General features: G+C 62.1%; 13 protein-coding genes. 4 read left to right on the plus strand and 9 right to left on the minus strand.

What is annotated here, in order from left to right; all coding sequences use genetic code 11:
• Position 1 precedes the first annotated feature (1 nt).
• Positions 2 to 727 carry a glutathione S-transferase gene (locus ATY76_RS10395; RefSeq protein WP_088674681.1) on the plus strand — a complete coding sequence of 242 codons (726 nt, stop codon included), beginning with the start codon at positions 2 to 4 and terminating at the stop codon, positions 725 to 727.
• Positions 728 to 739: 12 nt separating this feature from the next.
• On the opposite strand, the gene ligD is transcribed toward ATY76_RS10395, so the two are convergent.
• The 4 genes from ligD to ATY76_RS10415 all read right to left on the minus strand — a co-directional run bounded on the left by ligD (position 740) and on the right by ATY76_RS10415 (position 5688).
• Entirely contained in the window at positions 740 to 1618 is an 879-nt protein-coding gene (gene ligD, locus ATY76_RS10400; protein ID WP_088674682.1) for a non-homologous end-joining DNA ligase, read from the minus strand.
• A complete protein-coding gene (locus ATY76_RS10405) occupies positions 1615 to 2622 on the minus strand; it encodes a DNA topoisomerase IB (protein WP_088674683.1) in 1008 nt (335 codons plus the stop codon). Before ATY76_RS10405 ends, ligD begins: the two co-directional genes overlap by 4 nt.
• Positions 2623 to 2637: 15 nt before the next feature.
• Positions 2638 to 4794: a glycogen debranching protein GlgX gene (glgX, locus tag ATY76_RS10410; RefSeq protein ID WP_088674684.1), complete on the minus strand. Its 2157-nt coding sequence runs from the start codon at positions 4792 to 4794 to the stop codon at positions 2638 to 2640.
• Positions 4795 to 4893: 99 nt separating this feature from the next.
• Positions 4894 to 5688, minus strand: a complete 795-nt coding sequence (locus ATY76_RS10415; protein WP_088674685.1) for an SDR family oxidoreductase — start codon at positions 5686 to 5688, stop codon at positions 4894 to 4896.
• Between the two features lie 390 nt (positions 5689 to 6078).
• On the opposite strand from ATY76_RS10415, the gene ATY76_RS10420 reads away from it, so the two are divergent.
• A complete protein-coding gene (locus ATY76_RS10420; RefSeq protein ID WP_245309788.1) occupies positions 6079 to 7353 on the plus strand; it encodes an IS4 family transposase in 1275 nt (424 codons plus the stop codon).
• A gap of 74 nt (positions 7354 to 7427) precedes the next feature.
• On the opposite strand, the gene ATY76_RS10425 is transcribed toward ATY76_RS10420, so the two are convergent.
• Positions 7428 to 8642 carry an MFS transporter gene (locus ATY76_RS10425; RefSeq protein ID WP_088674686.1) on the minus strand — a complete coding sequence of 405 codons (1215 nt, stop codon included), beginning with the start codon at positions 8640 to 8642 and terminating at the stop codon, positions 7428 to 7430.
• A 210-nt stretch (positions 8643 to 8852) separates the two neighbouring features.
• Here ATY76_RS10425 and ATY76_RS10430 point away from each other — a divergent pair, with 210 nt between their 5' ends.
• Together ATY76_RS10430 and ATY76_RS33670 are read left to right on the plus strand one after the other, a co-directional pair.
• Positions 8853 to 10544: a caspase family protein gene (locus ATY76_RS10430; protein ID WP_088674687.1), complete on the plus strand. Its 1692-nt coding sequence runs from the start codon at positions 8853 to 8855 to the stop codon at positions 10542 to 10544.
• Positions 10545 to 10582: 38 nt separating this feature from the next.
• Entirely contained in the window at positions 10583 to 10732 is a 150-nt protein-coding gene (locus ATY76_RS33670; RefSeq protein WP_190233627.1) for a hypothetical protein, read from the plus strand.
• A gap of 1 nt (position 10733) precedes the next feature.
• Here the strand turns inward: ATY76_RS33670 and ATY76_RS10440 are convergent, their stop codons facing one another.
• The 4 genes from ATY76_RS10440 to ATY76_RS10455 are packed head-to-tail and all read right to left on the minus strand — an operon-like array spanning position 10734 to position 13890.
• A complete protein-coding gene (locus ATY76_RS10440; protein ID WP_088674689.1) occupies positions 10734 to 11216 on the minus strand; it encodes an N-acetyltransferase in 483 nt (160 codons plus the stop codon).
• A gap of 49 nt (positions 11217 to 11265) precedes the next feature.
• Entirely contained in the window at positions 11266 to 12471 is a 1206-nt protein-coding gene (pcaF, locus tag ATY76_RS10445) for a 3-oxoadipyl-CoA thiolase (RefSeq protein WP_088674690.1), read from the minus strand.
• Between the two features lie 10 nt (positions 12472 to 12481).
• Positions 12482 to 13186, minus strand: coding sequence for a CoA transferase subunit B (locus ATY76_RS10450; RefSeq protein ID WP_088674691.1), 705 nt, complete (start codon positions 13184 to 13186; stop codon positions 12482 to 12484).
• The gene (locus ATY76_RS10455; protein ID WP_088674692.1) at positions 13183 to 13890 is read right to left on the minus strand and encodes a 3-oxoacid CoA-transferase subunit A; all 708 of its coding nucleotides are present in this window, start codon (positions 13888 to 13890) and stop codon (positions 13183 to 13185) included. Before ATY76_RS10455 ends, ATY76_RS10450 begins: the two co-directional genes overlap by 4 nt.
• Positions 13891 to 13897: the final 7 nt, after the last annotated feature.

Below are 13897 nucleotides of genomic sequence, written 5' to 3' on the forward strand. Positions count from 1 at the left end.
GATGGCATATGAGCTTTATTACTGGGACGGCATCCAGGGCCGTGGGGAATTCGTTCGCCTTGCGCTGGAAGAAGCCGGCGCCGACTACATCGACGTCGCCCGTGATCAGAGGCGCGGCACAGGCGCCATGGTCGAGATCATGGAAAGCGACAGCGAGCCGCATATCCCCTTTGCGCCGCCCTTCCTCAAGGACGGCGACCTTATCATCCCGCATGTCGCCAACATCCTGTTTTATCTCGGCCCGAAGCTCGGCCTCGCGCCTGAGGACGATGGCCTTCGCCACGTCGCCAACGGCCTGCAGCTCACCATTACAGATTTCGTTGCCGAAGCGCATGATGCGCACCACCCGATCGATCTGTCGCTTTATTACGAAGATCAGAAGCCGGAGGCGAAAGCCCGCTCCGCTGCCTTCATCCGCGACCGCATTCCGAAATTCCTTGGCTATTTCGAGCGCGTGCTGCAGCAGAACCCGAAAGGTTCGAACCATATGGTCGGCGGCGCGCTGACCTATGTCGATCTCTCGCTCTTCCAGGTGATCGCAGGCCTGCGCTATGCCTTTCCCAAAGCCATGACAAAAGGCGAAGCGGAATATCCCGGGCTGCTCGCTCTGCATGATGCGGTGGCGCAGCGCCCGAACATTGCCCGCTATCTCGCCTCCCCTCGCCGCCTCGCCTTCAACGAACAAGGGATCTTTCGGTATTACCCCGAACTCGACAGCGCCGAATGAGTTGAGAGCCGTTCATTCGAGCGGCACCGCCGCTTCGAAGAAATCGCCCCAGGGGTCCTTCGGCCGTGTCTCCAATCGCTGCGGCACGTTGGCAAGCGTGAAAGCAGCCGGACCGCTCACGCCACTCAACTCCTCCCAATCGAGCGGCATCGAGACCGGCGCCCCCGGCCGCGCCCGCGTCGAATAGGCAGCGGCGGCGGTGTTGCCGCGGCCGTTGCGGAGATAATCGATATAGATGTGTCCACCGCGTTTTGCTTTGGTGGCGGTCGCCAGATATTTCTCCGGCGCGTCGGCCGACATGCTCTCGGCAAGCGAATGGGCAAAATCCTTCACCTCGCTCCAGCCGGCCTTCGGCGCAAGCGGCGCCACCACATGCAGGCCCTTGCCGCCTGACGTCTTGACGAAAGCCGCAAGGCCGCGAGTTTCCAGCCGCGCCTTCACGTCAAGCGCCGCCGATATCACCGCGCTCCAGGCGACGTCCTCGCCGGGGTCGAGGTCCATGGTGATCATGTCCGGCTGTTCCCAATTGCCTGTTGTCGTACCCCAGGGATGGATTTCGAGCACGGCCGATTGCACCAGTGCCACGAGGCCATCGAAATCGCCAATGCGCAGCAGCTTTTCGCCGTCCGCATCCTGCGGATCGGCGATCTCCTCGATATGCGGGTTCATGCCCTTCCAGGCATGTTTCTGGAAAAACCGCTGGTGGCTCTTTATCCCGTCCGGCAGACGTAGCAGCGCCAGGGGCCTATTGACGACATGGGGCGCCATGAAGCGCCAGACCGCGGCGTAATAATCCGCCAGCCCCTGCTTGGTCACACCCTCGTCCGGCCAGTAAAGCCGGTCGGGATGGGTCAGCGATACATCTGATCTGGGCGAATTGCTCGGGCTCATCCTTCGATCTCGCGTGTCAGGAAATCAAGTAGCCTGTTTTCCTCGGCACGCAAGCCGCGCAATGGTTCATTGCCGCTCTCGATCAGCGGATGATCGTTGCCGGCCAGCGCAATGATCGATGGATGGATGTAACTCGATCGCGAGATCGCCGGCGTGTTGTGCAGCGCTTCAGCCGCCGCCTCCGACATTTCCTTGACCGTCGGACGGCCGCCACCAATAATCCTCTCGCGCGCCACGCCGAAGGCCGCAAGCGATCCGGCCCAGGTACGGAAGGTCTTTGCCGAAATGGGAATGTCCGATATTTCGCCGAGATAGGCATTCAATCGGCCGGAATCGACCGGCTTCAGTGCGCCGCTTTCATCCTTCCAGACGAAGAGCTGGCGGCCGGGCAGATCCGCTATTTCCTCCAGGATCTTCTGCAGCCTGGGATGCCTGAGGCTACGCTGGACGCGCTTGCCCCCCTTGGCTCTAAATTTCAGCTCGATCTGCCCGTCGACGATCTTCAGATGCCGTTTGAGCAGCGTCGTTGCGCCATAGGTGCCGTTTTCCCTGACATAGGCCTGGTTACCGACGCGTAAATGCGCTTCATCAAGCAGCGTCGTCAGAGCCGCGAGCACGCCGTTTATATCCTCCGTGCCGGTGTCGAGATGACGCAACACCGTGCGGCGTATCTTCGGCAAAGCCCGGCCGAACTCGATCAGCTGGTGAAATTTTCCGGCACTGCGGAAGGATTGCCATTCCTTGTGATAGCGATACTGCTTGCGTCCGCGCGCGTCGAAACCGGTCGCCTGAAGGTGCCCGTTTTCGTAAAGGCAGATCCAGACATTCTCATAGGCCGGCGGCAGTCCAAGGGAACGGATGCGTGCGCGCTGCAATTCGTCCGTGATCGTGGTGCCGTCAGGCATCACATAGCTGAACCCCTTACCCTTCCTTCGCCTTCGAATGCCAGGCTCGGTATCGCTGACGTAAACAAGACCAAGTTCGGTGATGGTTTCGGCATTCATGCTCTACGCGACCTGCTACTTGCTGCGACGACCGAATTGGAACCACCGGCGGCGCTGGGCCTTGGTCGCGCCCTCCGGCGGCTGGGTCTGGCCTGTCGGCGCAAAGACCGCCACGCTCTGGGTATAGACCATCACGGGGTTATCGTGATCGTGCACGTCGAAAGCGCCGGTTTCCGCACCGGTGTCGAGAACCCGTGACCACTGCGTCAGGCCGTTCACCTCCGGCAGGTGGACCTCGCAGTCGCCGCCGGCATTGAAGACGAGAAAGAGGTCATCCATCGTCTCGGTATCCGGCGCCTGCGCGCTCTTCGAGACGTAGACACCGATCACGCGCAATTCGTCGTCGTTCCAGGCGCCGTCATCCATGAAACTGCCGTCCGGCTTGTACCAGGCAATCTCGATGCGGCCGTCATCGCTGGTCTCGCCGGTCAGGAAGCGCTCCTGCCGCAGGACAGGGTGGGCCTTGCGGAAGGCGACGGCCTGCCGGCAGAAATCGAGGAATGGATCGTCGAGCCCTTCCCAGCCGGTCCAGCCGATCTCGTTATCCTGGCAATAGGCATTGTTGTTGCCGCCCTGGCTGTTACCGAGTTCGTCGCCGGCGAGGATCATCGGCACGCCCTGCGAAAGCATCAGCGTCGCCATCATGTTGCGCCGCCGCCGTGCCCGCGCCGCATTGATATCGGCATTATCCGTCGCGCCCTCGGCGCCCATATTGTCGGAATGATTGTCCGAATGGCCGTCCCTGTTATCCTCGCCATTCGCTTCGTTGTGCTTGTCGTTGAAAGACACGGTGTCCATCAGCGTGAAGCCGTCGTGGGCCGAGAGGAGATTGATCGAGGAGGTCGCTCCTCGATCCGAATGGTTGAATTGCAGCGCCGAGCCGGTGACGCGCGCCGCCAGCTCCGACACCATGCCGCCATCGCCCTTCCAGAAACGGCGTACGTCGTCCCGGAACTTATCGTTCCACTCGCGGAAAGGATGCGGGAAACCACCGACCTGATAGCCGCCCGCACCGATATCCCAAGGTTCGGCGATCAGCTTGACGCCGGCAAGGATCGGATCCTGGCGAATGGCGCCGAAGAACAGGCCCTGACGGTCGAACTCGAGATCCTGCCGTCCGAGCGTGCTGGCGAGATCGAAGCGGAAACCGTCAATATGCATGACGCCGACCCAGTAACGCAGGCTGTCGAGCACCATACGCATGACCATGGGATTTGCGACGTTCAGCGTATTGCCGGTGCCCGTCGTATCGAAGGTGTGGCGCGGATCATCGGGGGAAAGAATGTAATAGCTCGCATTATCGAGCCCGCGAAAGGAGAGCGTCGGCCCCTTCTCGCTGCCTTCGGCGGTGTGATTATAGACAACGTCCATGATGACCTCGATGCCGGCGGCATGGAACCGCTTCACCATGGTCTTGATCTCGGTGATCTTGTCGCTGGACATGTAGCGCGATTGCGGGGCGAAGAAGCCGAGCGTCTGATAGCCCCAATAGTTGCTCAGGTTCTTTTCCAGGAGATAACGATCGTCAAGGAAATACTGGATCGGCAGAAGCTCGATCGCCGAGATGCCGAGCTTCAGGAGATGATCGATGATCGGGTCGCTGCACATGCCGAGAAAGGTGCCGCGCAGCCGGTCAGGCACTTTCGGATGCGTCATCGTCAAGCCGCGGACATGCGCCTCATAAATGATGGTATCAGGCCAGGGACGACGGATCGCCTCTTCACCCGCCCAGTCGAAATCCGGATCCTGGACGACGCTCTTGACCATGAAGGGGGCGCTGTCGCGCTCATCGAAAGAGAGATCGTCCTCGCCGATCCGATAGCCGAAAAGCGCGTCGTGCCATTCCAGATCGCCCGTCACCTGTTTGGCGTAAGGGTCGAGCAGCAGCTTGTTCGGATTGAAACGATGGCCGGCCTGCGGATCGTAGGGGCCATGGGCGCGATAGCCGTAGACCGTGCCGGGACCGACGCCGGCGATATAACCCGACCAGATGTCTCCCTCGCGCTTCGGCAGCGGCAGCCGGGCGACTTCTTCCTTTCCGTCTGGCGAGAAGAGACAAAGCTCTATCTGTTCCGCATGGGCCGAAAAAACGGCGAAATGGGTACCTGAACCAATGTATTCCGCCCCGAGTTCCGGTTTGAGGAAGTCGAGTTCCGAGAATGAAAAGCTCATGGCGCCCCGCTTGAAAATATGACCAAGCAGGAAACGTGATGGTGGTTCTAAAGTTCCCCTCGGAAAGGGAAAAGAAACGGACGCCTTTCGGCGGCAGTCCTACGGCATCAGCTGGCCGCCATTGACCTCGATGATCTGACCGGTGATGTAACCCGAAAGCGTCGGCGAGGCGAGGAAGAGATAAGCGCCGACGCAATCCTCCGACGTGCCGACGAAGCCCATCGGGATCGACTTGCGCTGCAGCTCCATCTGCTCGTCATTGGTATAACGTTCGTGGAAGGGCGTGGCGATGACACCGGGCGCCACCGCGTTGACGCGGATCCTGTCGGCGACGAATTCCTTGGCATGGCCGCGCGTGATCGTCGAGACGAAGCCCTTGGACGCCGCATAGAGGATCGCGCCATTGCCGCCGCCGTTGCGCGCGGCGATCGAGGTGGTGTTGATGATGAAACCGCCCTGCTTCTTCAGCCAGGGATGCGCCGCGCGCGTCGCCGCCAGCACCGAGCGGGCGTTGAGGTCCATCACCGCGGCATAATGTTCGTCGGTATATTCGGAGGTCGGCTTGCGCCCGAGCATGCCGCCGGCATTGTTGATGAGGCCGTCGAGATGGCCGAAGGTCTTCGCCGTCTCCTCCACGACCCGCTCGGTCTCGCCTTCCCTCGACACGTCGCCCTGGATCAGATGCACCGTGCCGCCGGCAGCGCGGATTTCCTCGCCGAGCTTCTCCGCCGGCTCGCGGCTGGCATTGTAATGCACGCCAACCTTGGCGCCCTGCGCCGCAAAGGCGCGAGCAAGCGCCGCCCCGATGCCGGTCGAAGCGCCGGTGATCAGCACGGCCTTGCCGGCGAGATCCGGCAGTTTGATGGATGCAAGCAACTGAGCAAGTTCTGCCATGGCTAAGATAGCCTCCCAAAATCACGGACATAGGTGATGAAACAGACCGGGGAAGTCTATCAGGCGAAATCCGAGAAGGGCAATGCACGAAAAGGCGAGGATTGGTATGCGGGGGATGCGATGCTGTCTTGCTCGTCCCGCAAATTGCCCCTCACTCTAACCCTCTCCCCGTTCTGGCGGGGAGAGGGGACGTACCCTGCGAGAGGGGAGCGGGGGAATGGAGAGGCCGCGGCTTGTCTCCTTCTCCCCGCAAGCCTATGACATTCACACATTTAGAATTGCCTATGGAATGGCGTTCTGATTCTGTTGCCGCAAGCAGGAGAATTGAGCGATGGATGATTTGCGACTGGGGCGGTTTGGCGACCGTCGCCTGGAAAAAGGGGGGCGTTCTTGCTGGAGCGCCTTGTTTCGACGGCAGGCCAGGGCGTGCGGGTGCGCAAGCTCGGCGGCAATCGGGCCGGAGAGATCCGCTTGAGCCGGTTCTTGCGCAATGGAGCGGTTGATCCGCAGGCGATGATCGATGAGGCGGCCTTGCGCACGGCGGGCGGCTGCACGGATCGGCATATCCTGGCCATTCAGGATACGACAGTGGTCCGCTCCGACGGCGGTGGCGGTCTTTATCTGCATGCGATGATCGGGGTCGACGCCGACGATGGCGCGATCGTCGGGGCGATCCACGGACAGTTTCTCAGCCGCGACCAGGGCAAGCGCGGCACGCAACGTGCGAGTCCGATCAAGGAGAAGGAGAGCTATCGCTGGCTGGAAGGCGCCGACCAGGCGGCAAAGGTTTGTGCGGCGGCGCGCCACATCACCGTCATTGCCGATCGCGAAAGCGATATCTACGAGGCCTTCACCCGAAGGCCTGCCAATGTCGAGCTTGTCGTACGCGCTGCCAAAGACCGCAGTTTCGGCAAAGACCAGCCGTCGCTGTTTACCATGGCCGATGCCTTGCCGGTTGCGGCAAAGCTTGCCTTCACCCTGCCGGCCAAGCCGGGCCGCAAGCAGCGCGACACGCAGCTGGCGATCCGCTTCAGTCCGGTGGCATTGCCGCCCCCGAAGAACGGCATCTACAAGAAGACCCCGGATGGGGTGCGGCTTTATCTGGTGGATGTGCGCGAGACCGCCGCACCAGCGGGCGAGACGCCGATCCATTGGCGGCTGCTGACGACTTACGCGGTGTCGGATGCCGACGAGGCGGCGGCGGTCATCGCCCTTTATCGCCGCCGCTGGACGATCGAGCAACTGTTCCGCACTCTGAAGACACAGGGCTTTGATATCGAAGGCCTGCGCATCGAGGACGAGGGAGCGCTGAGCAATCTGGTGATGGCCGCCTTCGTCGCGGCCGTCATCGTACAGCAACTGGTGCATGCCCGCGACGGCGCCCCGCCCGGCGCTGCCTTGCGCCCCATCGAGGACGCCTTCGCGCCAAGCGACCGGCCGCTGCTGGAAGCCTTCTGCGCCAAGCTGGAGGGCAACACCGCCAGACAGAAGAACCCGCATCCCAAAGGCTCGCTTGCCTATGCCGCCTGGGTCTGCGCCCGCCTCGGCGGATGGACCGGCTACTACGGAAAGCCTGGACCAATCGTCATGCTCGACGGATGGCACCAGTTCCAGGCCGCTAAACGCGGCGTAGACCTCCTCTTATCCGCTTTCGACAATGTGTGAATCTAATAGCCCCGCAAGCGGGGAGAAGGTGGCGGCAGCCGAATGAGGGGCTGACCTCGCCAAGCTCCATCCAATCAAGAAGTTACGCCGAGAACCGGCTGTGGCTTCCGCCCGGCGAGAGGCGGAAAGGCCAGCGCGATCGCCGCCGCGCCCAGCCCGACCATGGCGGAGCCGATGAACAGCCAGGAATAATTGGCGTAGGTGTCGAAGATCCAGCCGCCGATCAGGGGACCGAAAGCCATGCCGAGGCTGGAGAGCATCGTCGCCGCGCCGAGGACCGTACCGATGATGCGTTGACCGAAATATTCCCGCGCCAGCACCGCATAAAGCGGCATCACGCCGCCATAGGCGCTGCCGAAGACGATGGCGAGCGCATAGAATTCGCCGAGCCGGCTGACGAAGAGGTAGGTCGCCAGTGCCGCTGCCTGCACCGTGAGGCCGGCAACCAGTACCGGCTTAACGCCGATCCGGTCGGCAAGGCTGCCATAAAGCAGCCGGCCGCCCAGTCCCGCCAGGCCCTCGACGCTGTAGATGCTGACGGCGGCCATCGGGGCGACGCCGCAGATCGTCGCATAACTGACCATATGAAAGATCGGCCCGGAATGCGCCGCGCAGCAGGCAAAGAAGGTCAGACCGAGCACGATGAATTGCGGCGACCGAAAGACTTTCGACAGCTGCGGCCGGGCGCCTTCCGCGGCAAATTCGGTGCTGGCATCGACAGGCTCGGCGGGCGGACGCTTGACCAGGAGGGCGGCGGGCACCAGCAGCACCCAGGTTGCGATGCCGATGATGAGCATGGCGGGGCGCCAATCATAGGCGGAGATAAGCCAGCGCGCGAAAGGCGAAATGGTCATCGGCGCGACGCCCATGCCGGCGGAGACGAGCGACACGGCAAGGCCGCGGTTCTCGTCGAACCAGGCCGTCGTCGCCGCGATCATCGGCGCGAAAAAAGCGCTGGCGGCCAGTCCGACGAGGATGCCGTAGGTGAGCTGAAACTGCATGAGCGTCTCGGCGCGGCTTGCCAGAACCAGCGCCAGGCCGAGCAATACCGAGCCGATCAACACGACCGGGCGCGGGCCGAAGCGGTCGCTTGCCGCGCCCCAGACGAAGCCACCAAAACCCATCACGATGAAATTCAGCGTCATCGCGCTCGCGATGCCGACATAGGACCAGCCGGTGGCGGTCGCGATCGGTTCCTGAAAAATTGCCAGTGAGAACATCGCGCCGATGGCAACGCACGACATCAAAGCGCCCAAGGCGACGATGACCCAACGATAGGGAACACTCATGGCTTCATAACCTCCATGCCGACAGAGTGATCGCGAAGCCTGCGGCCAACTTGCCGCATTCTGCGCCTCGCGATCTAAAGACGTTCGAGCCGCTGCGATTTCGACAGCGTCCCCGCATCTTTTTTTCGCGCACCCTTTATCAGCTGCACCCATCCCCGCGGGCGCAGTCGCGCGCGCAGCTTTGCTCGATATTAAGTCGATGCTAAAGTAATGCTCAATTATCAGTTGACCAATTCGAAGCAACATCGAGCGTTTGATCTCGTGACGACCTTGGGGGAGGTAATCATGATGCGAATGTGCCTGGCATGCCTGGCCTCGATCCTGTTGAGCATGGTCGGAACTTCGGACGGGACCGCAGCGGAAGGCGGCCGGCGACTGGCGCTCGTGGTCGGCAACTCGGCATACGAAGCCGCCGGCACGCTTCCCAATGCAGCGCGCGACGCGCGAGCGTTCGGGACGTTTCTATCCAATCTGGGATTTGACACGGACATCGTCATCGATGCGAACCGCAGCCAGCTTGCGGAAGCCGTCGCGCGTTTTTCGCGTAAGATCACCGCGGATGACGTAGCGCTCTTCTACTACGCGGGGCACGGCATGCAGCTTCGCGGCGAAAATTATCTGGTCGCCACCAACGCCCGGCTTACCAGCGAATTCGACGTGGCGGCAGAGACGCTCGCTCTGGAAGACATGGTGCGTGCGATGGAAGGGAAAGCAAAGATCGTCCTCGTCTTCCTGGACGCCTGCCGCAACAACCCGTTGGCCAATCGCCTCAACGAAGAGATCGAAGGCACAACCAGAAGCCTTGCGACGCGGGGGCTGGCACCGATAGAAACGCAAAGTGCAGGCACCATGGTTGCGTTCGCAGCTGCACCAGGGCAGGTCGCAGCCGACGGACGCGGGGAAAGCTCACCTTTCACCACGGCGCTGGTAAACCATCTGGCGAGCCCGGGGATTGAAATCGGCACTGCGTTCAAGCGGGTGATCCGCGATGTCCGAACGGCGACAGACGGCAAGCAATCGCCGCAGATCCTGTCGTCGCTATCGCTCGAATTCTATTTCGCTCCTGCCCTGCAGCAACCCGAGCAGGCACCGGTCGCTGCACCGGCGATCGATCCAGAGGCAATAGCGGCCGAAGCTGATTTTCAGAAGGCCTTGCGGATCAACACACCGCGCATCTGGACCTCTTTTCTTGCGAAGCACCGCAGCGGCGAAAAGGTCGATGTCGCCCGACAGATGTTATCCGTGATGCAGCCGAACGCTATTGCCTCGCTGTTGTTTCCGACGCCGGAGCAGCGCGAGAACGAACTTATCCTCGATAGGGCGAAGAGAAGCGAAGTCCAGCGCGCGCTTGCCGCAAAGGGTTTCGGCACAGGAAATGCCGACGGCGTGTTTGGCTCACAGACCCGCAAGGCGATCACCGACTACCAGAAATCCACGAACCTCACCGGCACCGGCTACTTCAATGAACCGACGGCGCAGGCGCTCGGAATCGGTGTCGTCAGCGCAGCGGATGGTCTCTATTCATCGCCTTTGGCGCGGCGATACCTGCCGAAGGATTTCGTCGGCTTGGAAACAGATGAACGCGTCTGGAAGGCAATCAATTGTAATCCATGGCATGAAAAGGTCTACGGCTCGTTCCTCGGGCATATGTACGTGGTGATATATTCGCAAGGAACGACGTGGAAATTGGCGGACTTCAATGCCAAACGCTGTGGCGGACATTTAGCGACGATTACCTCGAAAGAGGAAAATGATTTCGTCGCCTCGCTCTTCAACAAGGACGAGCGCTTGTTCGATTCCGAATATGAAGCATCGTGGAACGGCACATACAAGAATGGGCCATGGATCGGCTTGATCCAGGACGAACACGGCCGGGAACCCAAACAGGGTTGGCGCTGGTAACCGGCGAAGCGATGACGTTCACGAAATGGCTACAAGATATGCCAAACGAACATAAGCGCGGCGACGATTTCGGCATGTACTACAACCATAGCTCCGGAAAACGCCATCCGAAGGAATTGCGGGTCGAAAGCTGGGACGACATGGGACCGTCGGATTCGTCGCATAGCTTCGTGATCGAATTCGACTAGGCTACAGAGTTCGAAACATCACCAGTGCGTCGACATAACCCTCGCTCGGATGGAGGAAAACGCCGGGAAGGCGGCCGACGATCTCGAAGCCGAGCGATTGCCAGAGCTCAACGGCGCGGCGGTTGCTGCTGACGACGAAATTGAACTGCATGGCGCGAAAGCCTTTCGCGCGAGCATGCTCCAGGGAATGTTCATGCATCCGCCGGGCGACGCCGCGGCCGGCCGCGGCCGGATCGGTCATGTAGCCGCAATTGCAGACATGGCGCCCGCCGCCCGCCTGATTGGCCTTGATGTAATAGGTGCCGAGGATCGCGCCATCCTCTTCGGCGACGAAGGTCTCGCGGTCCGGCCCCATCCAGTAGGCGAGCGCATCGGCTTCGGAGAGATCGCGGTCCAGCGCATAGGTCTCGCCGGCACGGATCGTCGGGCCGATGATCCTCCAGATGGCACTTCGGTCGTCGTTATTTGCAGGTCGGATCAGCATGCCCGATTTCTACAGAAGCCCGACATGGCGCGCAACGGGCCGAGCGCTCTCAAACCCTTTCGAGCGCGATGGCGATCCCCTGCCCGACGCCGATGCACATGGTCGACAGCGAATATTTCCCGCCGGTTTCCTGAAGCTCCAGCGCCGCCGTGCCGGTGATGCGGGCGCCAGACATGCCCAAGGGATGACCGAGCGCGATCGCGCCGCCATTGCGGTTCACCCGCGCGTCGTCGTCGGCAATGCCGAGCGCGCGCAGCACCGCCAAGCCCTGGCTGGCAAAGGCCTCGTTGAGTTCGATGACGTCGAACTGTTCCTGGGTCATGCCGAGCCGGGCCATCAGCTTGCGCGAGGCCGGGATCGGGCCGACGCCCATCACCCGCGGCGGAACGGCGGCAGCCGCGCCGCAGAGGATGCGGGCGATCGGCGTCAAGCCGTATTTTCGCGCCGCTGCCTCCGAAGCGACAATCAGCGCGGCCGCCCCGTCATTAACACCGGAGGCATTGCCTGCGGTCACCGTGCCGCCTTCCTTCTTGAAAGGCGTGGCGAGTTTCGCCAGCGTCTCCACCGTCGTCGCGCGCGGATGCTCATCCTTCTCGACGATGACAGGATCGCCCTTGCGTTGTGGGATGGTCACCGGAGTGATCTCCTTCGCCAGCCGTCCGCTCGCCTGGGAGGCCGCCGCCTTCGCCTGGCTGCGCACCGCAAAGGCATCCTGATCCTCGCGGCTGATCTTATAATCCTCGGCGACATTCTCGCCGGTCTCCGGCATGGAATCGACGCCATACTGCTTCTTCATCACAGGATTGACGAAGCGCCAGCCGATGGTGGTGTCATGGATTTCGGCCGCGCGCGAAAAGGCCGTCTCGGCCTTCGGCATGACGAAGGGCGCGCGCGACATGCTCTCGACGCCGCCCGCGATCATCAGTTCGGCCTCGCCGGCGCGGATGGCGCGTGCGGCCGTGATCACCGCATCCATGCCGGAGCCGCACAGCCGGTTGATCGTGGTGCCCGGGACGGCGATCGGCAGACCGGCCAAGAGCGCCGACATGCGCGCGACGTTACGGTTGTCCTCGCCCGCCTGGTTGGCGCAGCCGAAGATCACGTCGTCGACGGCTTCCCAATCGACGCCGCCGTTGCGCTGCATCAGCGCCTTCAGCGGGATAGCGCCGAGATCGTCGGCGCGCACCTGCGAGAGCGAGCCGGCGAAGCGGCCGATCGGCGTCCTGATATAGTCGCAGATAAAGGCTTCGGTCATGGCTTTTCCTTCAGAGTTTCGGAACGACGAGATCGGCAACAGGCCCGTCGAGATGCAGCGGCGCACCGGTCATCGCCTGCAATTCCTCCAGCGACATCGCAGCCAGCTTCTCCCGCAGGACGAAGCGCCCATCGACGATGTCGATGACGGCATGGCTGGTATAGACGCGCGTGATGCAGGCGACGCCGGTCAGCGGGAAGGTGCATTTCTCCACCAGCTTCGGCTCGCCCGTCTTGGTTACGTGCTCGGTGATCACGCAGACCTGCTTGGCGCCGTGCACGAGGTCCATGGCGCCGCCGACCGCCGGCACGCCCTTGCTGCCCACCCGCCAGTTGGCGAGGTCGCCGTTTTGCGCAACCTGATAGGCGCCGAGGATGGCGACGTCGAGATGGCCGCCGCGCACCATGGCGAAACTGTCGGCGTGGTGGAAGAAGGCCGCGCCCGGCTTCAGCGTCACCGCCTTCTTGCCGGCATTGATCAGATCCCAGTCCTCCTCACCTTCAGCCGGCGGCTCACCGAAATTCAGGATGCCGTTTTCGGTGTGGAAGATCGCCTCGCGGCCGGGCGGCTGATAGCGGGCGACCATTTCGGGAAAGCCGATGCCGAGGTTCACATAGGCGCCGTCGGCAATATCCTGCGCGGCGCGCCAGGCGATCTGCGCATTGGTGAGCTTGATGTCTTCACGAGTGTTTATAGGGCGGGTATCGACGGTCATGCGTAGGCCACTCCGGCTCGAATGAGCTCTTCTTCCTGCTGGGGATTGGGAACGGCGACGACGCGGTCGACGAAGATGCCGGGGGTCACCACATGCTCGGGATCGATGCCGCCGGCCGGCACGATCGATGAGACCTGGACGATGGTCTTTGCCGCCGCCATGCACATCAGCGGATTGAAGTTACGGCCGGCCTTCTTGTAGGTGAGGTTGCCATGGACATCGCCGACCTCCGCCTTGACGATGGCGAAATCGGCCTTCAGCCAGCGTTCCTGCACATAGTGGCGGCCGTCGAATTCGGCGATGACCTTGCCCTCGGCGAGTTCGGTGCCATAGGCCGTCGGCGTGTAGAAGGCCGGAATGCCGGCCCCGCCGGCGCGGATGCGTTCGGCGAGCGTTCCCTGCGGCACCAGTTCGAGCTCGATCTCGCCGGCCAGATATTTGTCCGTGAAAGCGCGCGGATCCGACGAGCGCGGGAATGAGCAGATCATCTTCCTGACCATGCCGGCATCGATCATCGCGGCGATGCCGATGCGCCCGTTGCCGGCATTGTTGTTGATCACGGTGAGGTTCTTGCTGCCCTTGTCGATCAGGGCGTGGATTAATTCGATCGGCGCACCCGAACCACCGAAACCACCAATCATGACGGTGGCGCCGTCACCGATCCCGGAGACGGCCTCTGCCGTGCTCTCGACTGTCTTGTCCATGTGGGGT

Source organism: Rhizobium sp. R339, from assembly GCF_002211395.1.
In the GTDB taxonomy this organism is placed as follows: Bacteria; Pseudomonadota; Alphaproteobacteria; order Rhizobiales; family Rhizobiaceae; genus Rhizobium.